The following is a 23,583-nucleotide window of genomic DNA, read 5'->3' as shown; positions in this document are numbered from 1 at the left end:
GTTCGGGGTGGGGAATGCAGCCTACAGTTGGAAAAGCGGCATTTTTGCCCCGGCCCACTTGTCTCGGAAGCCCATGACCCTGTTCCGGCACCCTGAAGACCGCATCCCGGTCCTGATGTTCCTTGGCGTCTTCGCGCTCGATGTGACGGTGTTCCTCACGGCCACCAGTTGGTGGGTGCCGGTGCTGTGGTTCGGCCTGGGCATCATCCCCAAGGGATGGATCTGCTCGTGGAACCACCACCACCAGCACCTGTCCTTCTTCAAGCACACGCTGCCCAACCGCCTGCTGGAGATCGTCTTCGGGTTCCAGACGGGCGTGACGTCGCAGGCGTGGTTCCTCCACCACGTGCTGGGCCACCACAAGAACTACCTGGACCAGGCGCAGGACGAGTCGCGCTGGAAGCGCGATGACGGCTCGACGATGAGCGAGGTGGAGTACTCGCTGGGCACGGCGCTGACCGCGTACCCGCGCGCGTTCCAGGTGGGGAAGAAGCACCACCCCAAGGCGCTGCGCACGTTCGTGGGGATGGCCGTGCTCCAGGTGGTGCTGCTGGCGGCGCTGTTCTGGGTGAACCCCTACAACGCGCTCTTCGTGTTCCTCTTGCCCATGATGGCGTCGCTCTACGTGACGACCTGGGCGACGTACTTCCACCACGTGGGGCTGGAGACGGCCAACCACTCGGAGGCCTCGTACAACATCCTCCACAAGGGCTACAACCTGATGACGGGCAACCTGGGCTACCACACCGCGCATCACACGCGGCACGGGCTGCACTGGTCCAAGCTGCCGGAGCTGCACGCGCAGCTGGCGCAGGAGATCCCCGCGAACCTCTACCGTCAGCCCGGCATCCCGTTCGTCTGGAGCGGATCCGAAGAGAAGCTCGTGCTGAGCGAGCACGAGGTCGCCGCGCTCTCCGGCGCGCCCGTGGCCCGGAGCAGCGAGAAGCTGGCGGCCTAGCGGTCCGTCGTCCCCGCCGGAAGTGCTCCTTCCGGCGGGAGGCCGCGCACTACTTCTTCGGCTCCGGCGTCTCCGTCGTGCGGTTCGCCGCGATGTTGATGACGTTGAGGAGCAGGTCCTTCACGCGGCGCGGCTTGTTGCCGCCGTTGTCCTCGATGATCTTCTCGATGTCGTCATCCTGCCGGTGGTACTCGGGGATGAGGTCGCCGCCGCCGTTGGGGTTGGACAGGCCCTCGAAGAGGAAGAGGACGTCCTCGCCCTTGCGCCCGAAGGACGCGCCGTCCTGCCGGTCCCGGTAGCCGTTGATGTCGCGGTTGATGCGGTCGAACGGATCCGCCAGCTGCTGGTTCGCCTGGTCCACCACGTCGCGGAAGTAGTTGGGCTGGCCCTTGGTGTTGGTGTCCACCACGGACAGGCGCTGATCATCCCAGCGGCCCACCATGTCCGTGTTGATGACGCCCGCGATGTTCTTGAGCTCCAGGCCGGGGATGGGGTGGTCCACGAAGTACTGCGAGCCGACGAGGCCCTTCTCCTCCGCGCCCGTCCAGATGAACAGCACGGAGCGGTCCAGCTCGCCGTTCTTCGCGGCCTCCGCCAGCTCCGGCACCGCCGCCATCAGCACCGCGCTGCCGGACGCGTTGTCGTCCGCGCCGTTGTACGCGTTGCCCTTGCGGTCCACGCCCTCGTGGTCCAGGTGGGCCATCACCACGATGACCTCGTCCTTGTGCGGGCCCGTGCCGGGCAGCAGGGCCATGGTGTTCACCGCCTGGCCCGTGGCGGTGGCCACCTGCTTGAGCTCCTCCACGCCGCGCTGCTTGCCCGAGCGCGCCGGCACCACGGACTGGCCCGACGCCTTCATCGTCTGCTCGTACTGCTGGTTGAGCAGCTTCAGCGTCTCCTTGGGCATCTTCTCGTCCAGGTAGAAGCCCTCCTGGAACGCCGTGTGGCCGAACTGCTTGTGCCCGGCGTGGGCCGCGCCGGCCGTCTCGCCCGGGGCGCCCGCGCCCAGCCAGGAGTAGACGTTGAACTTCTGCTGGAAGGGGTTCTCCGGGTTGTTGGAGTTGGGCCCGATGAGCCCGTACTTCTCCGCGTGCGCCTGCACGTAGGCGGAGGCCGCGTCCAGGCCCGCGGAGGGGCTGTCACGCCCCGCCAGCGCGTCCGAGGCGAGGTACTCGAGGTGCTTCATCGGATCCGAGTCGAGCGACGCGCCGGGCTCGGTGGGCTCGGTGGGCTCCGTGGGCGGCACCGGCGCCGGGGTGGTGGGCGCGGGCAGGGACAGGATGGGAGGCGGCGCGGGCAGCGACAGCACCGGCGGCTTGCCGGGCGCGGGGCGCGAGCCGGAGGACTCGAAGCCGTCCTTGAACGCGAGGGGGCGGTTCCGGGACTTCGCGTCCGCGGGCCGGGCGTCCTGGGAGGACAGCCGCGAGACGGAGGTGAGGGGACGCGAGCTGTCGTTGATCTTCGAGGCCATGGTGGGGGTCCGGGGGGATGAAACCGCGCTCCCCTCATTATCCATCCGACCCGGGCGGAAGTTGTGCGCCCCGTCAAAATCCGCCCCCAGGTGCGAGGGCCTGACGCTCCGTGTGAGACCCGGCTTGTTACAAAAACACATGTTTCATGTGACATCCGGCGCTACTCCGTCTTCTCAGACAATGAATGGCAAGAGTGAAAAAAGACGGACTCCAGGTGTTGGCGCGCGGGGTGCAGTGGGGCGGCGTGCAGTCCACCCCACACCAAGAGGTAGTGCATGCATCTGAAGAGGACGGGTCTCCTGCTGGCTTCCATGCTGCTGAGCATCACGGGCTGCGCGGGCGGTGACGACGGTCAGGCCTCCGGCTCGCTGAGCGCGCAGGAGTCCGCTGCGTCCCAGTGCGTGAAGAAGTTCGAGGGCATCACCAGCTGCGCGCTGGGCCAGGCGCGGCTCGACTCGGTGGCGGACGGCCTGGCGGTGTCCAAGCTGCTGACCCAGAAGGACGGCGTCTCCAGCAACTTCACGCAGGCCGTGAAGTGGGAGCAGCGCGTGGCCTTCAGCCTGGGCGACAAGGGCGGCTACCAGCTGGCCGCGCGCGATGGCGACCAGGTCGTCAGCACGCTGAAGGTGACGCCGGGCCGCGAGGCGAACACGGTCGCCATGGCCCCGACGTTCACGGGCTCGCCGGGCGGCTCCGCGTACCGGATGAACATCTACCGGGGCGGCGTGCTCCAGGGCACCAGCCACCAGCCGGCCGGGATGATGATCGTCTTCCACAACTGGCGGGACTTCCTCCGCTGGGCGGAGATGCACCACCACTTCCTGAACGACTTCGACATCGACGGGCTGTCCACCGGCTCCGCGGACACGAACGTGGGCGCGTGCGTGTGGCGCGTGGAGTCGGAGAAGAACACCTTCACCGTGGACATCGACGGCAAGTCCATCACCGGTGACTCGGTGGAGTTCATCGAGACCATCGCGGATGGCGCGTACCCGTACCGCCACTTCACGGGCATCGACACGAACGCTGTCGCCGGCCAGTACACCATCCGGTCGGAGTCCATCACCCTGCCCACGGGCGTGAAGTAGTCAGGACCGCGCCGGACGGGAGTTCGTGTCCCGTCCGGCGTCGTGCGTCTAGCGTCCTCCGGAGATGGTGGACGTGGGCGTCGCCACGTTGCGGCCGCTGCCGCCCACGCCCGCCGCGGGGCTGACCCTGGGCGTGCGCGTGGCCTCCAGCGGGGCCTTGCGCGCCGGCGCGAAGGAGGCGGGGACCTCGTTCGCGTACAGCAGCTTGTAGGCGCTGTAGCTGCTGAGCACGCGCTTCACGTAGTCGCGCGTCTCATCGAAGGCGATGTGCTCCACCCACTCGTCCAGCTCCGCGTCCGGCAGGGCCTTGCGCCAGCGCTCCACCGCCGCCGGGCCCGCGTTGTAGGCGGCCACCGCGTAGGCGGGGTTGCCGTCGAAGTGCTTGAGCAGCGAGCCCAGGTACGTCGCGCCCAGCCGGATGTTCTGCGCGGGCTGCAGCAGCGAAGACACGTCGAAGGACGCCAGCTTGAGCGAGTCCGCCACCTGCTTCGCCGTCGTGGGCATGAGCTGCGCGAGCCCCAGCGCGCCGGTGGAGGAGCGCGCGGTCGGGTTGAAGCGGCTCTCCTCGCGGATGAGGCCCTGGAGCAGGTCGGGGTCCACGCGCGCGGCCTTCGAGTAGCCCTGGATGAGCGGCCGGAACGCGAGCGGCCACGTCGCCTCCCACACCGGACGGGACGCGGCGCTCAAGGGGCCGGCGGCCTCCTGGCGCAGCGTCACGCGGGCCACCTGCCGCGTGGCCCGGCCCCGGCCGGTGCGGCGCATGGTCTGGTAGAGCAGCCGCGCGGGCGCCTCCGCCAGGCCGCGCGTGTCCACCGCCAGCAGCTCCTCCACCACGCCCGGCTGTCCCAGGCGCAAGAGTTCCACGCCCGCGGCGAAGCGCGCGTCCTTCTGGAGCGGACCCGGGGGCAGGGGCCAGACCTCGTCGCTGGCCGGCGCGGCGGTGTTCACCGTCTTCGCGGCCATGGGCTGGGCAGCGGCCTCCGTCAGCCGCGCCAGCCGCTCCGGCGCGTGCTGCGCCAGGCGCGTGCGGGACAGCAGCCCGTACCAGGCCGTGGGGCGCTCGGTGGCGATGAGTTCGTAGCGCGCGAGCGCCGCGTCCAGTGCGCCGCCGTTCTCCTGGACCCGCGCCTGCCAGTAGCGCGCGCGCCACAGGGCGTCGTCGGTGCGCGCGGCCTCCGGCAGCTGCTCCACCGCCATCAGCGACGCCAGGCCCGGCTGCGTCTCGCCCTTGCGCAGGTGCAGCCAGAAGGCGCGGAAGAGGGCCTCGGCGGCGAAGTTGCCGGCCGGGTAGCGCTTCGCCAGCGCCTCGTAGTTCTCCAGCGCCTCGTCCGCGCGGCTCAGGCGCTGCTGCGTCCAGGCCTCGAAGAAGAGCGCGTCGTCCGCGTAGCCGTGATCCGGATAGTCGCGCGCCAGCGTGGCGTAGGTCTCCACCGCCGCCTCCGGCTGCACCACCGACTGCGAATAGGCCAGCAGGTAGAGCGCCTGCGGCCGCTGCTCCGGGGACTGGCACTCGCGCGCCACCGGCTCCAGCACCTGGATGGCGCGGCGGTGCTGGCGCTCCTTGCGCAGGGCGCGGCCCAGGGTGAGCTGCGCGCGGCAGGCCAGCTCATCCGGCAGCTCCGTGCGAGGGCCGGAGCGGGCCAGCATGTTCATGGCGGCGACGTTCTGGTGCAGCTCCACCAGCGCCTCCGCGCGGCGCACGCGCCACTTCATGGGCAGGGGCAGGTCGCGCAAGAGGGTGCGCGCGCGGTCCGCCTCCCTGGACAGGGGCGCGGTGGCCCAGACCTCCAACAGCGCGCGGTGCTCCGCGTTGTACTGGCCGGCCGCTCGCGCCAGGTCGCAGTACGCGAGCAGCGCCTTCATCCGCGGCGCGTCCGGACCGCGGGCCTGCCGGCTGTCGATGAACTCCTGGAGCGCGGCCAGCGCCTCGGGGATTTTCAGCTGGCGCTTGAGCACGCGCGCCATGGTGAAGCGGGCCTCCGGATAGAGCGGCGAGCCCGGGCTCACCGCGCCGTACTGCTCCGCCGCGCGCAGCGGCTTGTGCAGCCGCTCATGCGCCTGCGCGGCCTTCATCAGGCAGTGGTCGCGCAAGGGGCCGTAGTCCTCCGCGAGCGCGGTGAACTCCGCCGCGGCGCTCGTGTAGTCGCGCGCGAGGAACGCGGCCTGCGCCTGGAGGAAGCGGCCGGGGAGGGAAGGGGGAGACTCCGTCGCGAGCAGCGCCCGCGCGGACTTGTACCGGCCCCGGTTGTACTCCGCCTTCGCCTGGGCCAGCAGGCCTTCCGCGAAGTAGGGCGCCAGGCGCTCCGGCCCGAAGGCCTCCGCCGTCACCTCGTCTTGGGAAGGCTGCGCCGTGGGCGTGTCGAGCAGGGCCTCCAGCTTCTCCTCCGACATCACGTCGGAGTCGTCCTCGCCGGGTGCCTGTGCCCACACGGTTCCCGGGGTCCACAGGCCCGCGCAAGCGAGCAAGACCGCTGCTGTTCCTCGAAGTCCGTCCATGCCAGCCCTCGTTCGTCCGCCAGGGACCCGGATGGATTGGCACTGCCCGTACGCTTGGAACCTGCCCGCCTGTCCGCTCACCGGGCGCACGTTGGCTTTCGTGCATCCGGACGCAGGCACACATCAGGAGTCCTGCACGAAAGCCAACGGCCCGGCGGCCGCTTGACTGGTATCTGGGGTGCTACATACCCAGGGGCGCCTGCCTGCTGTCAGGGCGTGGCGGTCGGGCCCCCAGCCCGAAGGACAGCTTCTCCTCCAGCTTCACGTAGAGGCCGCCGGTGTCGTCCTGGATGGCGAAGCCCTCCACCGTCACCTGCGAGCCATTGGAGCGCGAGCGCGCATCCTCGATGGAGAGCAGGTGTTCTGGAATTCACATGAAACAAGACTGGCGTCTGTCTTTATCTCTTTCGTTGGCGGGGCGCGCTGTCGACATGTTGCATCATCATGAGCCGGGGAAATCAGGTCACAGCTGAAACATCAGTGGGTTCGATGTGACTCATTCAGTCCTCTTGTCTTCGCGGTAACTAGAGCTTTACCGTGTCCGTGCTGTTCCCCCGCCCGGACATCCATGGCCACTCCGAACCCCCCATCGTCGAGTGTCGCACTTGAAGTGAAACCCCCGCTGTTCCGCGTCTGGTGGCTCGCGCTGCGGCCCAAGACGTTGACGGCCTCCATCGCGCCCACCGTGCTGGGCTGGGCCTTCGCCAACGCGGAGGGACAGTGGCGGCTCGCTCCGGCGCTCACGTTCCTGGTGGGCTTCGTGCTCATGCAGATCGTCAGCAACCTGGTGAACGACTACGCGGACTTCGAGCGGGGCGCGGACACCGACGCCCGCCTGGGCCCCGCGCGCGTCACGCAGAAGGGGTGGCTCACCGCGCGCGAGGTGGCGACGGCCGCGGCGCTGTCGTTCACCGGTTCGTCGCTGGCGCTGCTGCTGTTGACCCAGGCGGAGGGCTGGACCGTGTTCGCGGGAGGCGCCTTCTGCCTGGCGGGCGCGGTCTTCTACTCGGCGGGCCCCATGCCCCTGGGCTACCTGGGCCTGGGGGACGTGCTGGTGCTGATCATCTTCGGGCTCCTGGGCGTGAGCGGCAGCTACGTCGTGCTCACCCACCACGTCACGCCGGCCGTGCTGCTGGCGGGGCTGGCCATGGGGCTGTTCTCCGCGGGCATCCTCGCGGTGAACAACCTGCGCGACCGCAAGACGGACGTCGCCGCCGGCAAGCGCACGCTGGTGGTGCGCTTCGGCCAGCGCTTCGGGCGGTGGGAGTACACGGTGGCGGTGGGGGGCGCGTTCGTGCTGCCGGTGCTGGCCTGGGCCCTGACGCCGGAACACCCCCGGGCCTGGCTCTTCCCGCTGGTGGCGCTGCCACTGGCGGTGATGCAGATCCGCGCCATCTGGCGCGAGGACGGCGGCGCGCTCAACCCGCACCTGGGGAAGACCGCCGCCCTGGGGCTCGTCTTCGCGCTCCTGCTGTCAGCGGGGCTCACCGTGAACTGAAGTCCACGAATTGCGCGGACTCTCATAATGTGGTCAGTTCGGAGCGATGAGGTGTTCTCCTCCCAACCCTTACCGGGCCTTACCGACTCCGCGAGGCGGAGCGCTGGCGGCGTCGGGAAGGGTGGGTCGCGTGGGCCCGCGCGTGAGGACACCTGCTCCCTTTCCTCCCCCTGATTGCTTCCGGCCTCGTCTTCCATGAACCGCTCAATCCTGCTGAAGAGCGCATGGTGCGCCCTGCTGGTGCCCCTGCTGTCCTGCAACCTCCTCAAGGTCACCGACGACGAGGGCTCCACCACGGGCCGCGGCGCCAAGCGGTTTGACCCGTACCAGGGGCTCAACTCCGGCGCGGTCCGCCTCAGCCTCCAGTACATCAACGGCTGCGCGTTTCTTCCCAACGGGCAGATGGTCGCGAAGAACGGCGTGAACGTCCCGTACCCGGACGTGTGCATCACGCCGCTCGCGCAGAACCCGCTGACGCTGTCGCCCCCCCAGGGGACGATGCAGATCCTGTCCGACACGCAGTACTTCCTGAACCAGTTCTCCGTGTCGGAGACCGTGGTCAACCAGCACAACAACCCCAACGACCAGACCGCCGCGCTGGCGTGGATCAAGAACCAGTCCGTCTTCGCGGGGCTGGACTGGACCAACGTCAACCAGGGGCCGGACGAGTGGAGCTTCTACAGCCTCGCCGGCGCCGTGGAGGACTGCTGGACCCGCGAGGTGCAGTTCGGCAACGCGAACTGGCAGAAGGTGAAGGACGACACCATCACCGTGGAGGTGCTGGACGAGACGGGCACCCCGCGCGCGAGCCAGACGTACCAGCGCTCGGAGCTGCTGGCCTCCTCGCCCTACGCCGGCCACAGCCGCTTCTCCTGGCGGTCGGAGAACCTCAAGCCGCCGCGCTTCCCCGGGGACAAGGACCCGGGCACCGTGACGGGCTTCGCGGGCGGTCTGGATCAGAGCCCCATCACCCGCACCATCGCGCGCGTGGACATGGTGGGCAGCACCAACCCCTTCAAGGTGCTGCGCGTCCCGCGCCTGTCCGGCCCCGGCGCGCTCCGGGCCACCTGGAGCCAGCTGCCGGACAAGCCGTTCTACTTCCCGGTCACCTACGTCATCCCGGATGAGCGTCCGTCCAGCTGCACGGATGACGCCGGCAACCCGGTGCAGTGCAACCCGGGCCTGGACTCGCGGCTGGTGTTCGCTCCTCCGAAGGAGGGCAGCTTCTACAAGCCCGGCGAGGACGTGAGCGTCTACGTGGACCTGCGCGACAGCGCGGGCGCCCACCTGCACTCGCGCGACCTGTTGCCCAGCGCGCGGGAGATCATCGGCGGCCAGTCCAACGGCCTGATCACCTTCATCCCCAACGTCATCGCCACGGTCACGGAGAACGACTCCATCTCCAACGTGGCCATCGCGGGCCCGCTGCAGGACCTCCAGGTCCTGGGCAACCCCAGCGACAAGCCGCAGTTCTTCGCCAAGCCGTTCCCGTTCGCGACGCTGGATGACGCCACGCTCACGGGGCTGACGCCGGGCCTCATTGACTACAAGTGGCCCACGCGCCAGACGTTCACGCTGCCCGCGAACGCGAAGCCGGGCACCTACGTGGCGCTGGTGAAGTTCAACCGCGCGTCCATGGGCGAGCGCGTCGCGAAGCTGAACCCGTTCTTCTTCCAGGTGGGCCAGGACGAGCCGACGACGTACCCGGGCAACGTGGGCAACTGCCAGATCTGCCACCGCGGCGTGCTGTCGCTGGACAACCTGCGCCACGGCCTGTCGGTGGACCACATCGAGAGCTGCAAGGTCTGCCACCACTACGACACGGACACGGTGGGCCGCACGCAGGAGATGGTGCACCGCATCCACATGAACTCGCCCAGCTACCCGGCGAACCGCGCGGACTGCACCGTGTGTCACCTGACGCGCAAGAGCACGGAGCGGCCCAGCCTGGCGCTGTGCGGCTCGTGCCACATCTCCCAGCACGGGGATGAGTTCTTCCAGATCGCCTTCAACCAGCGCGGCACGCCCAGCAAGTTCGGCAACTGCGCGCAGACCTGCCACGGCGGCGATCAGCTCCCCGCCAGCCACATCCTCCCCGCGAAGTAGGGGAAGCAACCCGCCATGCACAGAGCTCTCTTCGTCGGAACGCTCCTCGGCGCGGCCCTGCTGAACGCCGGCTGCCAGGACTCCTCCTCCAACCCCGCGGCGTCCACCTTCACGCCGCGCCCCGTCTACGAGAACCGCGAGCCGGAGGGCCTCACCTCCCGGTTGACGGGCTTCACCGTGGACCCGGAGGCCTACTTCTTCAACCTGGCGGCCTGCGCGCCGCCGCCCGCGCAGTGCCCGCTGCCGCCGCTGTACGCGGAGTTCAGCCCGCTCTTGCAGCGCGCGGTGGTGCAGAACGTGCCCATCACCCTGCTGGACAGCGCCACGGGTCAGGTGCTCGCGCCGAGCGGCGTGGTCGCTTCGTCGGACGCCAAAGGCATCTGGACCCTGGACAAGGTGCCCACGCGCCGGGGCGCCCCGTTCTTCGTGCTGTCGTCGGCGGTGCCAGGGGCGCCGAGCGGCACCCTGGCCAATAATGCCCCTGCACAGCCGCCGCTGCCGCCGTTGCCTCCCGTGCCGGAGGGCAACTACGTGCCCACGCTGACGGTGCGGCCGGTGGTGCCCGCGCACAGCGCCTGCGTGGGCCTGGAGGCCCTGCAGATGAGTGACAAGGGCATCCTGGAGGCAGTCGCCAAGACGCTGACCGCGGAGGGTACGGCGACCACGGTGGCGGACCTGCTCAAGCCGGAGCGCTTCGGCGGCGTGACGGTGTTCTGGCTGTACCGGCCGGGCTTCCCCGTCTTCCGTGTGCCGGCGGCGAATACCACCGTGGTGCCCAGTGGGCCGGGAGCCACCGGGGTCCGCGTGCTGAACATCGAGTGGGCGCCCCCGGGCGCGCTGCCGCCGGCGCTGGCGCCGCTCCAGTCCACGCGCGGCTTCTTCATCCCGCCGGGGCCGCCCGCGCCCAACAGCTCCCTGGGCATCGTCGCCGTCGTCCACCCGCCGTCGCCGCCGGGACCGCCAACGGTGGTCCACTACGACGTGAAGGACACCGTCACGAGCATCCCGGAGGACCGCCCCTGGGTGTTCAACCAGCCGCTGGATCTTCCCGTGGCCCCGGGCGCCGTCACGTTCGCGGGCCTCCAGATGGCCGGCAAGACGCCCTCCACGACGCCCCAGATTCCCCCGCCCAGCACCTGCGTGCCCGGGCAGTAGCCGCCTCACCCGTCCCAACGCTGGCGCTCCGTTCACCCCTTCCCGTGGGGCGGACGGAGCGTCGTGTGCCGTCCCCATTCATCCGGAGAAGCGTTCCCCATGATGAAGAAGATCCTGATCGCCATTGGTGCGTTGGTCGCCCTGGTCCTGATTGGCGCGGGCACCGCCATGGGCGTGGCCACCCACAAGATCAACAAGACCTACGATTACGTGGCGCTACCCAACATCACGCGCGACAGCTCGCCGGAGGGCATTGCCCGCGGTGAGCAGGTGTTCCGCGCGGTGTGCGCCGAGTGTCACGCGGGCGGTGGCAACACCAAGCCCGTGGGCAACCGGATGCACGACTTCCCGCCGGACCTGGGCACGTTCTACTCCGCCAACATCACCTCCGACCCGGAGAAGGGCGTGGGCGCCTGGACGGACCAGGAGATCGCCCGGATGGTGATCAACGGCATCGACAAGAACCACCACTTCCGCCCCATGCCCGCGTTCCCCAACATGGGTGACAAGGACATCGCGGCGGTCATCGGCTTCATGCGCTCCGGCCACCCGGACTTCGCGCCGGAGAAGTTCCAGCCGCCGCGCTCCGAGCTGTCGCCCCCGGGCCGGATGGTGTTCGCGTTCGCCATGGGCATCAACGACAAGGGCCGCACGGAAGCGGTGCCCGTGCCCGCGAAGGCGGCGGACTCCGTGGAGTACGGCCGCTACCTGGCCGGCAGCGTCTACGACTGCGTCTTCTGCCACTCGCCGGGCTTCGACGGCAGCGCCGTGAAGCTGCAGCACCCGGACACGGTGCTCAGCGGCGGCTTCGAGTTCGACCTGGCGCCGCTGGGCGGCGAGGGCAAGCTGCTGTCCCCCAACATCACCGTCAGCGAGACGGCCGGCATCGGCAAGTGGACGCTGGATGAGTTCAAGCACGCCATGGTCACCGGCGTGACGCCGGGCGGCTACATCCTGCGCCCGCCCATGCCCAAGTACCGCTACGCGGACGACGTGGAGCTTTCGGCCCTCTACACCTTCCTGCGCTCCATGAAGCCCAACGACAAGGTCGTGCCGCCGCCCACCGGTGGCCGTCCCAAGGCGGAGCCCTCCGCGGACCCGGAGAAGATGTTCAGCTCCCTGGGCTGCGCCACCTGCCACGCCCCCGGCAAGGCCTTCGAGGCCAAGCTCCAGGGCGCCAAGGGCAAGGCCCCGGAGGAAGTGGCCAAGTGGATCCGCAACCCGGAGTCCTTCAAGCCGGGCACGCAGATGCCCACCTACGAGTCCCTCGTCGACGAGAACAACGCCCTGGCGCTCGCCAGGTACGTCCTGGGCAAGACGGGCGGTAGCGTGAGCGAAGGCACCGCGCCCTGAGTTTGACGCCAGTGTGACAAAGGCCCCCGCGTGAGTGTCAACACGCGGGGGTCTGTTGAAACCAGGCAGCCGTTCCCGGGTGGGCGGGTGTCACCGGAAGTACCGGTTGATATAAGCTTTCATGCGAAGTCGTTCCCCCACCCGCGGAGCGTCATTCCATGAATGTCTCACCGGCCTCCCCCTCGGCTCACCGGTCGCAGCGTCCCACTCCCCTCCACCTCCACGAGACGAAGGACCCGGACGCACAGGGTCCCATCCGCCTGGATGACGTGCTCTGGAACCCCGTGAACGCGGAGGAGGCGCTGGAGGGTCTGGAGAAGATCCTCGCCCGGCTGAACGCGCGCAACGACTCGCGCGCCATCTTCCTGGACATCTACGCCATCGTCACGCGCAAGGTCGTCCACCTGCTGAGCCGGGAGGACGCGGGCGGCTTTCTCGAGCCCGAGTGGCTTTCGCACCTGACAGGCCGCTTCGCGGAGGAGGCGCTCATCGCGGTGCGCGACTCGCTGAAGAACCTGCCGCTGCCCACCGCGGCGTGGCGCTTCGCGACGCATTACCCCGCCCAGCGCCTCACGCAGCCCTATCAGGACGCGCTGCTGGGCGTGAGCGCCCACATCAACCACGACCTGGGAATGGTCGTCTACGACAACATCGCGCACCAGTCTCCGGCGGTGGATCCGCGCCGCATGGCGCGCTACCGGCACGACTACTTCCACGTGAACGAGATCCTCCGCTCGTGCATCCCGGAGTGCGTGGACCTGCTCGCGGAGCGCTACAACTGCACGTCCACGCGGCTGCTCTTGCGCGTGCCCTTCAGCCGTCCGGTGGTGGAGCGGGCGGTGATGCAGATGCTCATCGTCTGGCGGCAGCGCGTCTGGGACAACGTCGTCGCGATGCTGGAGGCGCAGACGCCGGAGGAGCACCAGGCCGTCGTGGAGCGCGTCCGCACGACGTCCGGCCGCATCGCCCAGGCGCTGTGCGCGGACAAGGCGCTGTGGTGGACGGTGCGCGGTGAGTCGCCGCCGTTCCGCCTGGACCTGCCGCCGGAGGCGTGGCCCGGCGTGGTGCTGCCTCCGGATCCTGCGCCGGAAGCGGACGCGAGCGCTGCCCGCGCGGGGTAGCGGACCGCCTCAGGAGGGCGTGACTCCGGCCACGAGGTAGAAGCGCACCTGGCCGGAGTTGACGGCGTAGGCGACGTCCACGCCCAGGAGGGGCAGCACGACGTTGTTGAGATACAGCCGCAGGCCTCCGCCCACGCCCTGGGCCACGGTGACGGGGTTCTGGCCCGTCACGGTCTCCGGCAGATAGTTGCGGATGACGCGTCCGTTGGCGTCGCGCAGGAGCCTGTCCTCGGCCACGTCCCACCACGCGATGGCGCCCGTGTCGGAGAAGGCCACGCCCCGGAAGGCCAGCGACTTCACCTTGAAGAGGGGGAAGTGGTACTCGGCCGTGAAGGTGAGCCGGCTGTCGCCGCGGAACTGCCGGTACTGGAAGCCGCGCAGCGTGTTGCCGCCCATCACCAGCTCCTGGTGGAAGGGCAGGTCCCGGCCCAGCACCAGCTCTCCACGCAGCACCAGGTTGTTCTCCTCGAAGAAGCGGATGCCGTGGCGGTAGAGGAGGCCGAACTTGCGGTAGTCGAACTCGCTCCACACGCCCGGACTGGACACCTCGTAGGAGGCCTCCAGGTTGAGCCCCTCCGTCACCGCGTGCAGCGTCTGGCGCGAGTCCAGGCCCACCATGAGGCGCAGCGACGCGTCCCGCATGGCGGGGCCGAGGCCGAACGGTGGAGTCGTCACCGGCTTCTCCGGGTCCGGTGACTTCGCGTCGATGCTGCCCACGCGGTACTTCGCCGCCGCGCGCACGCGCTCGAAGAGGATGAAGCCCAGCTCACTGCTGAGGGTCGCGGAGTTGAAGCGCGTGCGCCGGAGGACCTCCGGGTCGTCCTCGCTGGCGTCCATGCTGTACTCGTCCACGCGGTCGCTCTTGAGCTGGCCCTCCAGGCTGAACTTGAGCTGCGGCAGGCCGAAGAGGACCGGATCCAGGAAGCCCACGTACAGGCCGCTCTCGCCGGTGCTCACCTGCGCCGCGACGGCGAACTTCTTCGCGCGGCCGCCCAGGTTGTTCTCCGCGTAGAGCAGCCCGCCGCCGGTGTTCGCGGAGGACAGCGCCACCGTGGGGGCCACCACCCACGACGCCTTGTCCTTCACCCGCAGCACCACCCGCACGCGTCCGTCGGGCAGGGCCTCCGTGCTCACACGGGCCTCCTGGAAGAGGCCCGTGGCCAACAGCCGCCGCTCCACCTTCTCCAGTTCGTCGAGGTCCACCTCGTCGCCCACGTCCACCTGACCGAACGCGCGCACGGTGGAGGACCGCGTCTTGTTCGCGCCCTCCACCGTCACCTCCGCCACCTGGGAGCGTGGGAGGGCGGGCGACACGGGCGTGTCCTCGCCGGCATGGGCCATGGGGGCCCACAGGCCCGTCAGGGCCATGGCGAGGACGGACAGGTGACGGCGGAAGCAGGAGAGAGGCACGCACTGCTCATACTCCACGGACCCCGGGTCCTGGTCGTTCCGGCAGCGGTCGGACGGCGCGGGCGCGTGATGTTCAACGTTCGGCGTCCAGCGGCCTGCGCCACCCAACGGTAGAACCGCCCCGCGCGGATGCATTATGCTCATCATCTGGATATGCATCCATTCCGGAGGGACGCGGGCATGGCTTCGACGCAAGAGGGGGGTGGGCGGCAGGCGTTGTTCCTGGACGACCTGTCGGTGGGGCAGAAGTTCATCAGCGGCACGCACACGCTGGATGCGGCGCAGATCGTCGCCTTCGCGCGCGAGTTTGATCCGCAGGGCTTCCACCTGGACGACGCCGCGGCGAAGGACACGCTGTTCGAGGGACTGGCGGCCAGCGGCTGGCACACGGCGGCCCTCACCATGAAGCTCAACGTCCAGAGTGGCCTGCCCTTCAAGGGCGGCATCGTGGGCGCGGGCGGGGACCTCCGCTGGCCCAGGCCCACGCGCCCGGGGGACGTACTGCACGTGGAGAGCGAAGTGCTGGAGGTGACGCCCTCGCGCACGCGGCCGGACCGGGGCATGGCCACCGTGCGCAGCGAGACGAAGAACCAGAAGGGCGAAGTGGTGCAGGTGCTCGTCGCGAAGCTGGTGCTGCCCCGCCGCCCGGCGGGCGGGTGAGCGGGACGGGACGCTTTGCGTCAGGGCGGGTGGAGGCTACGGTGCGGCCCTCATTGGCCGTTGTCCCCGTCCTGCTCCCGAGGAGTCCCTTCGCATGTCCCGCGCCACCCCCGACTTCGACCTGGCTTCCGTGGACGTGGAGGGCTTCTACCGGGAGCTGAAGGAGCTGCGCGCCCGGCTGGACGCCAACCTGGGCGAGGCGGACGCGGCGCACCTGCGCAAGATGGAGCGCTGGGGCAAGGCCGCGTCGGTGCTGGGCGTGGCCACGGCGTGGATTGCCCCCAACCCGCTCTCCGCGGTGGCGCTGGGCCTGGGCCGCTCCACGCGCTGGCTGCTCATGCACCACGTGGGGCACCGCGGGTATGACCGCGTGCCGGGCATGCCCGCGTCGCGCACCAGCAAGGGCTTCGCGAAGGGGAAGCGCCGGTTCGTGGACTGGCTGGACTGGATGCTGCCGGAGGCGTGGGTCTTCGAGCACAACGTGCTGCACCACTCGCACACCGGCGAGGACGCGGATCCGGACCTGCTGGAGCGCAACGCGGAGGGCTCGCTGCGCGACAACGGCCGGCCGCTGTCCCTGCGCTACGTGCAGCTGGCGCTGCTGGCCGTCACCTGGCGCGCGAGCTACTACGCGCCGGAGACGCTGGGCTCGCTGCGCCGCAAGGGCCGGCGCGAGGGTGGGGCGCTGACGCGCGCGGAGCTGTGGGAGCTCTTCACGCGCTGCTACCTGCCGTACGCGACCGTCTTCTTCGGGCTCTACCCCGCGGCGTTCCTGCTGGTGTCACCGTGGGCGGCGTTCAGCGTGTTCTGCAACTCCGTGCTGGCGGACGTCGTCACCAACCTGCACACCTTCTTCGTCGTGGGGCCCAACCACACCGGCGAGGACCTGTACCGCTTCGACTCCGCGCCCGCGAACAAGGCGGAGCGCATGGTGCAGCAGGTGGTGGGCAGCGCGAACTACCGCACGGGCGGCGACCTCAACGACTACGCCCACCTGTGGCTGAACTACCAGATTGAGCACCACCTCTGGCCGGACCTGCCGATGCTGAAGTACCGCGAGGCGCAGCCGCACGTGCGCGCCCTCTGCGAGAAGTACGGCATCCCCTACGTGCAGGAGAGCGTCTGGACGCGGGCGCGGAAGATGGTGGACGTCGTCGTGGGCAAGGCGTCCATGAAGCGGCTGGTGAAGGCAGCGGCGCCCGGGATGTCCGCCGCGGACGCTCGCGCCGAGGCCTCCGCGGCCTAGGCTCAGGCCGGCGGCGCGCGGCCCCGGCGGGGCAGCGGGGCGAGCGCCACGGGCGTGGCCTCCGAGCCCGTGTCCTCTTGGCGCACGGCCTCCGCGTTCACCACGCGCACGCCGTCGGGTTGGACGGGCAGGCCCAGGGTCTCCACGAACAGGCGGTAGCTCTCCTCCAGGCGGCGGTGCAGCGCGCTGAAGGTCTGCTGCGCGGTGCCGGGCATGTCCTCCGTGTACGTGAAGTACCAGCGCAGCTCGTCCAGGCGTCCGTAGAAGTGGTCCACCACGGCCTGCTCCTGCTCGGTCAGGTGGATGAGCTGGGCGAAGGCGCCGTCCGCGTAGCGCGAGGCCACCGTCTCCACCAGCGGGCCGCGGCTGCGCAGGCGGGAGAAGAGGAGGAACATCTCGTCCCGGCGTGCGGCCAGGCGGCGCATGATGCCCGCGGCGTCGAGGGCGAGCAGGTTGCGCACGCGCGCGGTGGTTTCGTCGGCCTTCTTGCGGCGAGCCATGTTGCGACACAGCCTACCGTCAGTGGCACCCCTCCACGCCAGGGGCTGCCCTCTCCGTGGGGAACCGGCCGGCCGGGCCCATGCCGGTCCCACGGCGATGCGGCGCGGCGGGAGAGCGGTTGTTACGGTGGGGCCACCATGGTGCTCAAGATCGTCCAGGCGGGGGAGCCGGTGCTGCGCCAGCGCGCGCGGGAGCTCACCCCGGAAGAAATCCGTAGCGAGGACACGCGGCGGCTCATCCAGTGGATGCGCGACACGATGCGGGACGCGCCCGGCGTGGGGCTCGCGGCGCCCCAGGTGGGCGTGGGCCTGCGGCTGGTGGTGATTGAAGACCGCGCCGAGTACCAGGCCGGCGCGTCGCCCGCGGACCTGGCGCTGCGCGAGCGGGCGCCGGTGGCCTTCCACGTCCTCATCAACCCGAAGCTGGTGGTGGAGGACCCCACGCCCATGGAGTTCCACGAGGGCTGCCTGAGCGTGAACGGCCTGGCGGCGCTGGTGGCCCGGGCGCGCGGCGTGCGCGTGGAGGCGCTGGATGAGAACGGGCAGCCGGTGACGGTGTCCGCGCGCGGCTGGTACGCGCGCATCCTCCAGCACGAGCTGGATCACCTGGACGGCACGCTCTACGTGGACCGCATGGAGACGCGCAGCCTCACGACGCAGGAGAACCACCGCCGGCACTGGCTGGGCAAAAGCACGGCCCAGGTGCGCACGGCGCTGGTGCTGCCGGAGCAGACCCCCTCGCTTCCCCGAAAGGACCCGACATGAGCAGCAAGCTGTTCTCCCCCTTGAAGCTGCGCGACATCACCCTGCGCAACCGCGTGGTGGTCTCGCCCATGTGCCAGTACTCGAGCGACGACGGCTTCGCGAACGAGTGGCACGTGGTGCACCTGGGCAGCCGCGCGGTGGGGGGCGCGGGGCTGGTGGTGACGGAGGCCACGGCGGTGGAGCCGGAGGGCCGCATCTCGCCGCAGGACCTGGGGCTGTGGAAGGACGCGCACGTGGAGCAGCTGGCGCGCATCAACCGCTTCATGCACCAGAACGGCGCCGCGTCGGGCGTGCAGCTGGCGCACGCGGGGCGCAAGGCCTCCACGCCCCGGCCCTGGGACGCGGGCAAGCGCGTGGATCCGGAGCACGGCGGCTGGCAGGTGCTGGGGCCCACGACGGAGGCCTTTGACGAGGGCTACCCGGTCCCCGCCGCGCTGGACGAGGCGGGCATCCAGCGCATCGTGAAGGCGTTCGCGGACGCGGCGGTGCGGGCGAAGGCGGCGGGGTTCCAGGTCATCGAGCTGCACGCGGCGCACGGCTACCTGCTGCACGAGTTCCTGTCGCCGCTGTCGAACAAGCGGACGGACCGGTACGGCGGCACGTTCGAGAACCGGACGCGCTTCGCGCTGGAGGTGACGCGCGCGGTGCGGGCGAAGTGGCCGGAGTCGCTGCCGCTCTTCATGCGCATCTCCGCGACGGACTGGGTGGAGGGAGGCTGGACGCCGGAGGACTCCGTGGCGCTGGCGAAGCTGGTGGCGAAGGAGGGCGTGGACCTGCTGGATTGTTCGTCCGGCGGCGTGGTGCCGTACGCGAAGATCCCGGTGGGGCCGGGCTACCAGACGCAGCTGGCGGAGCAGGTGCGCAAGGAGGCGGGCCTGCTGACAGGCGCGGTGGGGATGATCCGCTCCGCGTACCAGGCCGAGCACATCCTGGCCACGGGGCAGGCGGACGTCGTCTTCCTGGCGCGCGAGCTGTTGAGGGATCCGTACTGGCCGCTGCGCGCCGCGAAGGAGCTGCGCTCGGACGTGCTGTGGCCGCACCAGTACGAGCGCGCGAAGAACTGAAGCGCGGGGAGGGGCTGCCGGTTCAGTCGAGGAACCGGCGGTCCCACGGCAAGAAGTCTTCCTTGGGGAAGTCCGCGGGGTTCCAGGTGGCGTGGAAGGCCCAGGGCTCCAGGACGCGGGCCAGCTCCCGGTAGGCCGGAAGCGGCTGGTCCGGACCGCCAGCGAGCGGTTCGGGGCCCAGCGTGACGACGGCACGGGATGCGTCGAGCGCTTCCACGGTGGTGCCTGGCGCGTGGAGCTGGGAGCGCAGGAAGTCCACGCCGCTCATGGCGCTCAGCGAAGGCTCGCCGATGAACGTCATCCAGTGCGGGACGCGTAGGCGGGTGCCGATCTCGCAGGAGACCAGATCCAGCTCCATGAGGTCGACACCGGGGTGCTGGACCAATTGGGGCACCACCTCTGACGTGACAGAGCCCACCCCGAGGAAGCCGGTGACGGCCAGGCCCGCGTGCCCGGAGCTGAAGGGCAGCGGGGCCGCCAGGGCCAAAGCCAGCTTCCGGACGCCGTCGGGCCCGTGGGTGTTCATCCAGGACAGGGGCACGATGAATCGGACCGCGCACACAGGCCCTGGATCGCGACGGTGGATGGCTGCATGGATGTCCTTGCCCCGGTACTCGAACTCAATCTTCTCGGGGTAGGGCGCATCCGTGAAGAGAATGACGGAGGGCGCGACTGGGTGATGAAGCTTCGTTCGAATGGTTGCCCACGCGGCATCGTCCAGCTCCCGAGGCTCGCCGTCCTCCCCAAAGTAATAGTTGAGTGCATGGATGCCGATAGCATCGACGAAGCGTTGAAGAGACAGGGAGATGGCTTGTGCGACATCTGCCGTGGGCTTGGGGAGATAGAAGCAAATGCTCACGTTCACCTGAGTGACGGCTCTGTTTCTACGCATGATCTGCAATCTTGGGGATGTCATTGTCAGAAACCTGCTCCGAGCCATGGCTGGATCATGACCGGCCTGTCCACTTTGAATGCCTTGCGATACATGGCGCCTTGGTTGCTGCCGGAATAGGAGTGTCCTGAAGGGTAGTCCCTCCATTCGGCTGGACGTGTAACGTCGGCACACGGGAACTTGAAGTCATAAACGGCCTGAACCTGCGCCGGGTCCCCCGTGTGAAGCACCACATCGGGAAGGAGAGACCCTTTCAGTTCTCCCAGGCTGCCACGCTGCCGGATGCGAGCCACTTCGGCGGGTGACAACCAAGTCGTCTTCGCACTGTCCAGGTTATAGAGATACGTGGGCTCCAGACTGAAGCCCCTCGGGCGGAGCTGGTTCAGCTTCTCCTCCGCGCACTGCAAGGCGACACGGTGCATCTCATTCCCGAGCTTCATGGCGCGGGTAATGGTCCTGCCCTGGGCGCCGCGGACCTGTTCGTCGCACTCCCGGGGCGTCGGGCTCCGGGTCCCGAAGTTCGCGAGAATGACCTCTGCTCGTGCCTTGTCCGCGCACTCCTCCAGCGCTTCTGTCACCTGCTGCTTCAGCGCGGCATCCAGGATCTTCACGGCCGCCACGACGGAGCTTCCCGCCGTCGCGAAAGTCCGCACGGCCCTGGGAAGCACCGCCTCCTCTCCTGCGGCCTGGGCACAGGAGGCGGGATTTGTCCTGCAGCCGGCCGTCGCGCTGTCGAACTCGTACTGGCTCGGCCTGCGCGCGCCTCCGCATGCCTGCAAGAGCACCGTGAACGCGGGAAGCCACACCCATCCTCGACTCAACCGCACGGGCGCCTTCCTTCCGAAGTCCGCATAAGCTTTCCCTCATGCTGACCGAGGTGCAGGCGGGACCCTATACCGTGCGCGGTGTGTCCGTGGGCGGCGTGTACACGTCGCTCCTGGTGCCGGAATTGGGGGTGCTGCTCGACGCGGGCATCCCCATCCGCTCCTTCGCCACCACCGACCGCATCTTCCTCAGCCACGGCCACGCGGACCATGCGAGCGCGCTGGGCTCGCTGCTGGGCATCCGCGCGCTCGTGGGGAAGGGGGCGCCGTTCATCTACCTGCCGGCGGAGATTGAAGCGCCCGTGCAGGAGGCGCTCGCGGCCCTGGGCCGGTTGCACCGGATGAAGTCCGATGTCCGCACCGTCCCGCTGCGCCCGGGTGACACCGTGAAGGTGCAGCAGGACCTGTGGGTCCGCGCGTTCCGCACGCACCATCCCGTGCCGTCGCTGGGCTACCAGTTCCTCCGCCGCGTCACGAAGCTCAAGCCCGAGTTCCGCGAGCTGCCTCCCGCCGAAATCGGGCGCCGCCGTCAGGCGGGCGAGCCCCTGTTCGATGAAGTCGAACGCCTGGAGCTGGCCTACTGCACGGACACCCTCTCCAACGTGCTGGAGCGCCAGCCGTCCCTGTTCGACAGCCGCGTGCTCATCCTCGAGTGCACGTTCATTGACGCGGAGCGCACCGTGCGCGACGCGCAGGAGCGCGCCCACATCCACCTGGAGGAGATCGCCTCCATGGCGGACCGCTTCCAGAACGAGGCCCTGGTCCTGATGCACTTCAGTCAGGCTTACAGCCCCGCGCAGGTCCACGCGACGCTCCAGGCCCGTCTGCCGGCGTCGCTGCTCGAACGCGTGCGAGTCTTTGCTCCAGACGCCGGCCGCTGGTTCGGTTGACCCGTGGCGCCGGCAGGTCCGGAGGCCGCCATGTCGTCCGCATCCACCCGCCACGTCCTCATCGCTGGAGCAGGCATCGGGGGCCTGACCCTGGCCTGTGCCCTCCAGCGCGCGGGCATTCGAGCCACCGTGTTCGAGCGCGCCGAAGCCCTGCGGCCCGTGGGCGCGGGCCTCATCGTGCAGATGAACGCGGCCGTCGCCCTGCGCCGCATCGGCCTGTGTGACGCGGTGGTCGCGGAGGGGCACCGCGCCGAGCAGACCCTCATCCTCGACTCGAAGGGAGCCCGCATCACCGCCGTCGACGTGGGCTCGCTCCAGGACGAGCTGGGAATCCCGATGGTGTCCGTGCACCGCGCGCGCCTCCAGGCCGTGCTGCGCGCTCACGCGGGCCCTGAGGAGGCCGTGCGGCTGGGCGTCAGCGTGACGGGCTTCCAGGATGACGGCGCCCGCGTCACGGTGACGCTGTCCACGGGAGAGACCGTCACCGGCGACGTCCTGGTGGGCGCGGATGGCCTGCGCTCCGCCGTGCGAAGCGGCCTCCTGGGCGCGCAGCCCACGCGCTACTCCGGTTACACGAGCTGGCGCGGTGTCTGCGTGGGCGCTGACCTGGTTCAACCGGGCCACTTCACGGAGACGTGGGGGCCCGGTGCCCGCTTCGGCATCGTGCCCATCGGCCATGGCGAGGTGTACTGGTACGCCACGCTGAATGCGCCCGCGGGCGCGGAGGATGCGCCGGGACAGACGCTCGCCATCCTCCAGGAGCGCTTCGCCGGATGGCACGCCCCCATCACGCAGTTGCTCGCCGCGACGCCGCCCGAGCGCGTCCTGCGCACGGACATCCACGACCGCCCGCCGGTGCCGCATTGGAGCCGGGGACGGGTGACGCTGCTGGGGGACGCCGCGCATCCCATGACCCCGAACCTGGGGCAGGGCGGCTGTCAGGCCATCGAGGACGGCGTGGTGCTGGGAGAATGTCTCGCGGCGCCTGGCAGCGTGGAGGACGCACTGCGCGCATACGAATCCCGCCGGGTGAAACGTGCCAACGCGCTGGTCGTGCGCTCACATCAGGTGGGACGTGTGGCCCAATGGGAGACCGGAGTCGCACGCTTTGTCCGCGATGCACTATTCCGGCGTGTCCCGCAGTCAGCCGCGAGACGTCAGCTATGGACGCTGGTCCAGGGAATGCGCTGAGACAAATCCGGCTTTGTAGAGTCTGTCTTTGCCAGGAGCACGCAGTCTGTCCTGGCGGGGGGAGCTCATGCAGACGAAACCCACGCGGCCTGCCGCCCTTGTCCTCGTGCGCGCGAATGATCGCCCGCATGTTGATGAGAACGCGCCGGTCAACACCCGCATCCAGGACATCCTCGGCGAGCCCGCGAAGTACGAAGCGGCCTTCGCCGCGTTCCAGAAGGCCGTGGCCGCGCACGACGCGAAGGCCGTGGGCGCGCTGGTGGCGTATCCCTTCGCCGCGACCGTGGGCGGCAGGCAGGTGAAGCTGCCCGACGCCGCGGCGTTCGTGCGGCACTACGACGTCATCGTCACACCGGCCATCGCAAACGTCATCACCCGGCAGCGCTACGAGGACCTCTTCGTCAACGCCGACGGCGTGATGTTCGGCCGGGGCGAAGCCTGGCTCAACGGCAAGGACGCCGACGTCCGGGTGATCGCCATCCAGTCCTCGAACTGATCAGGACCGCGTCACGGACGCGAGAAACGGCAGGACGTGGGGAAGCACCTTGGATGCCTTCGCCCACGCTCCTCCGTGGTCGGCGTGTTCGATGGTCGCGAACGCCGCGCCGGCCCTCTGGGCCACGGCCTTCATGGAGCCGTGATACGGGTCCATCGCGCCGCAATACAGGAGCCCCGGCTTGCCGGAGCGCACCAGGGGTTCATCCAGGCCCGCGGAGGATTCGCAGACCTTCATGCACAGCCGCAGCGCTTCCAGGTCACCTCTGTCGATGGCCTCCGCCAGCTCCGGCGCCCGCCGTGCCCCCAGCAGGAGCACCTGGAACCAGTCCACGTTCGTGCCTGGCTTCAGCTGCTTCTCCAGCGCCGCGTAGGCCACGGGCAGGCCCACCACCGGAT

The 23,583-nt window shown here is 69.6% G+C and carries 22 protein-coding genes; 14 read left to right on the top strand and 8 right to left on the bottom strand.

The features are described 5' to 3' along the window. Positions 1-73 precede the first annotated feature (73 nt). On the top strand, positions 74-958 hold the full coding sequence (locus tag D7X55_RS13210) for a fatty acid desaturase (protein ID WP_120551542.1): 885 nt from the start codon (positions 74-76) through the stop codon (positions 956-958). 49 nt (positions 959-1,007) lie between these two features. Here the strand turns inward: D7X55_RS13210 and D7X55_RS13205 are convergent, their stop codons facing one another. Then, positions 1,008-2,429, bottom strand: a complete 1,422-nt coding sequence (locus D7X55_RS13205; protein WP_121723246.1) for a M28 family metallopeptidase — start codon at positions 2,427-2,429, stop codon at positions 1,008-1,010. Between the two features lie 276 nt (positions 2,430-2,705). Here D7X55_RS13205 and D7X55_RS13200 point away from each other — a divergent pair, with 276 nt between their 5' ends. Continuing rightward, positions 2,706-3,518 carry a hypothetical protein gene (locus D7X55_RS13200; RefSeq protein ID WP_199746952.1) on the top strand — a complete coding sequence of 271 codons (813 nt, stop codon included), beginning with the start codon at positions 2,706-2,708 and terminating at the stop codon, positions 3,516-3,518. 48 nt (positions 3,519-3,566) lie between these two features. Here the strand turns inward: D7X55_RS13200 and D7X55_RS13195 are convergent, their stop codons facing one another. Beyond that, a complete protein-coding gene (locus D7X55_RS13195; protein WP_121723245.1) occupies positions 3,567-6,014 on the bottom strand; it encodes a transglycosylase SLT domain-containing protein in 2,448 nt (815 codons plus the stop codon). Positions 6,015-6,195: 181 nt separating this feature from the next. Then, entirely contained in the window at positions 6,196-6,327 is a 132-nt protein-coding gene (locus D7X55_RS45335; RefSeq protein ID WP_255425006.1) for a hypothetical protein, read from the bottom strand. 297 nt (positions 6,328-6,624) lie between these two features. Here D7X55_RS45335 and menA point away from each other — a divergent pair, with 297 nt between their 5' ends. The 5 genes from menA (at position 6,625) to D7X55_RS13165 (ending at position 13,247) form a co-directional block, all read left to right on the top strand. After that, entirely contained in the window at positions 6,625-7,512 is an 888-nt protein-coding gene (gene menA, locus D7X55_RS13185; RefSeq protein WP_158616284.1) for a 1,4-dihydroxy-2-naphthoate octaprenyltransferase, read from the top strand. Positions 7,513-7,707: 195 nt separating this feature from the next. Next, positions 7,708-9,618, top strand: a complete 1,911-nt coding sequence (locus D7X55_RS13180) for a hypothetical protein (protein WP_120551538.1) — start codon at positions 7,708-7,710, stop codon at positions 9,616-9,618. A 15-nt stretch (positions 9,619-9,633) separates the two neighbouring features. Further along, the gene (locus D7X55_RS13175; protein ID WP_121723244.1) at positions 9,634-10,773 is read left to right on the top strand and encodes a hypothetical protein; all 1,140 of its coding nucleotides are present in this window, start codon (positions 9,634-9,636) and stop codon (positions 10,771-10,773) included. A 99-nt stretch (positions 10,774-10,872) separates the two neighbouring features. Continuing rightward, on the top strand, positions 10,873-12,126 hold the full coding sequence (locus D7X55_RS13170) for a cytochrome c (protein ID WP_120551536.1): 1,254 nt from the start codon (positions 10,873-10,875) through the stop codon (positions 12,124-12,126). Between the two features lie 158 nt (positions 12,127-12,284). After that, the gene (locus D7X55_RS13165; protein WP_120551535.1) at positions 12,285-13,247 is read left to right on the top strand and encodes a DUF5995 family protein; all 963 of its coding nucleotides are present in this window, start codon (positions 12,285-12,287) and stop codon (positions 13,245-13,247) included. 9 nt (positions 13,248-13,256) lie between these two features. Here the strand turns inward: D7X55_RS13165 and D7X55_RS13160 are convergent, their stop codons facing one another. Further along, entirely contained in the window at positions 13,257-14,588 is a 1,332-nt protein-coding gene (locus D7X55_RS13160; protein ID WP_233609832.1) for a BamA/TamA family outer membrane protein, read from the bottom strand. 249 nt (positions 14,589-14,837) lie between these two features. Here D7X55_RS13160 and D7X55_RS13155 point away from each other — a divergent pair, with 249 nt between their 5' ends. Together D7X55_RS13155 and D7X55_RS13150 are read left to right on the top strand one after the other, a co-directional pair. Then, on the top strand, positions 14,838-15,317 hold the full coding sequence (locus D7X55_RS13155) for a MaoC family dehydratase (protein WP_120551534.1): 480 nt from the start codon (positions 14,838-14,840) through the stop codon (positions 15,315-15,317). 94 nt (positions 15,318-15,411) lie between these two features. Continuing rightward, a complete protein-coding gene (locus D7X55_RS13150; protein ID WP_120551533.1) occupies positions 15,412-16,563 on the top strand; it encodes a fatty acid desaturase in 1,152 nt (383 codons plus the stop codon). Positions 16,564-16,565: 2 nt separating this feature from the next. On the opposite strand, the gene D7X55_RS13145 is transcribed toward D7X55_RS13150, so the two are convergent. Further along, positions 16,566-17,063: a hypothetical protein gene (locus D7X55_RS13145; RefSeq protein ID WP_120551532.1), complete on the bottom strand. Its 498-nt coding sequence runs from the start codon at positions 17,061-17,063 to the stop codon at positions 16,566-16,568. Between the two features lie 138 nt (positions 17,064-17,201). On the opposite strand from D7X55_RS13145, the gene def reads away from it, so the two are divergent. Together def and D7X55_RS13135 are read left to right on the top strand one after the other, a co-directional pair. Beyond that, the gene (def, locus tag D7X55_RS13140; RefSeq protein WP_121723243.1) at positions 17,202-17,828 is read left to right on the top strand and encodes a peptide deformylase; all 627 of its coding nucleotides are present in this window, start codon (positions 17,202-17,204) and stop codon (positions 17,826-17,828) included. After that, a complete protein-coding gene (locus D7X55_RS13135) occupies positions 17,825-18,892 on the top strand; it encodes an NADH:flavin oxidoreductase/NADH oxidase (RefSeq protein ID WP_120551530.1) in 1,068 nt (355 codons plus the stop codon). Before def ends, D7X55_RS13135 begins: the two co-directional genes overlap by 4 nt. A 22-nt stretch (positions 18,893-18,914) precedes the next feature. Here D7X55_RS13135 and D7X55_RS13130 read toward each other — a convergent pair whose 3' ends face one another. Both D7X55_RS13130 and D7X55_RS13125 read right to left on the bottom strand, forming a co-directional pair. Further along, positions 18,915-19,784 carry a type VI immunity family protein gene (locus D7X55_RS13130; protein ID WP_233609831.1) on the bottom strand — a complete coding sequence of 290 codons (870 nt, stop codon included), beginning with the start codon at positions 19,782-19,784 and terminating at the stop codon, positions 18,915-18,917. 26 nt (positions 19,785-19,810) lie between these two features. Then, the gene (locus D7X55_RS13125; RefSeq protein ID WP_233609830.1) at positions 19,811-20,404 is read right to left on the bottom strand and encodes a hypothetical protein; all 594 of its coding nucleotides are present in this window, start codon (positions 20,402-20,404) and stop codon (positions 19,811-19,813) included. Between the two features lie 245 nt (positions 20,405-20,649). Between D7X55_RS13125 and D7X55_RS13120 the strand changes: the two genes are divergently transcribed. The 3 genes from D7X55_RS13120 (at position 20,650) to D7X55_RS13110 (ending at position 23,185) form a co-directional block, all read left to right on the top strand. Beyond that, positions 20,650-21,498, top strand: coding sequence for an MBL fold metallo-hydrolase (locus D7X55_RS13120; protein ID WP_121723241.1), 849 nt, complete (start codon positions 20,650-20,652; stop codon positions 21,496-21,498). 30 nt (positions 21,499-21,528) lie between these two features. Beyond that, positions 21,529-22,689, top strand: a complete 1,161-nt coding sequence (locus D7X55_RS13115; RefSeq protein ID WP_120551527.1) for an FAD-dependent monooxygenase — start codon at positions 21,529-21,531, stop codon at positions 22,687-22,689. A 67-nt stretch (positions 22,690-22,756) separates the two neighbouring features. Further along, the gene (locus D7X55_RS13110; protein WP_147468207.1) at positions 22,757-23,185 is read left to right on the top strand and encodes a hypothetical protein; all 429 of its coding nucleotides are present in this window, start codon (positions 22,757-22,759) and stop codon (positions 23,183-23,185) included. Here D7X55_RS13110 and D7X55_RS43330 read toward each other — a convergent pair. Beyond that, a partial coding sequence (locus D7X55_RS43330) for a hypothetical protein (RefSeq protein ID WP_158626366.1) occupies positions 23,186-23,583 on the bottom strand: 398 nt, incomplete at its 5' end.

The organism is Corallococcus sp. AB049A (genome assembly GCF_003668885.1).
Classification (GTDB): Bacteria; Myxococcota; Myxococcia; order Myxococcales; family Myxococcaceae; genus Corallococcus; species Corallococcus interemptor.
This window is presented reverse-complemented; position numbering and strand designations above follow the sequence as displayed.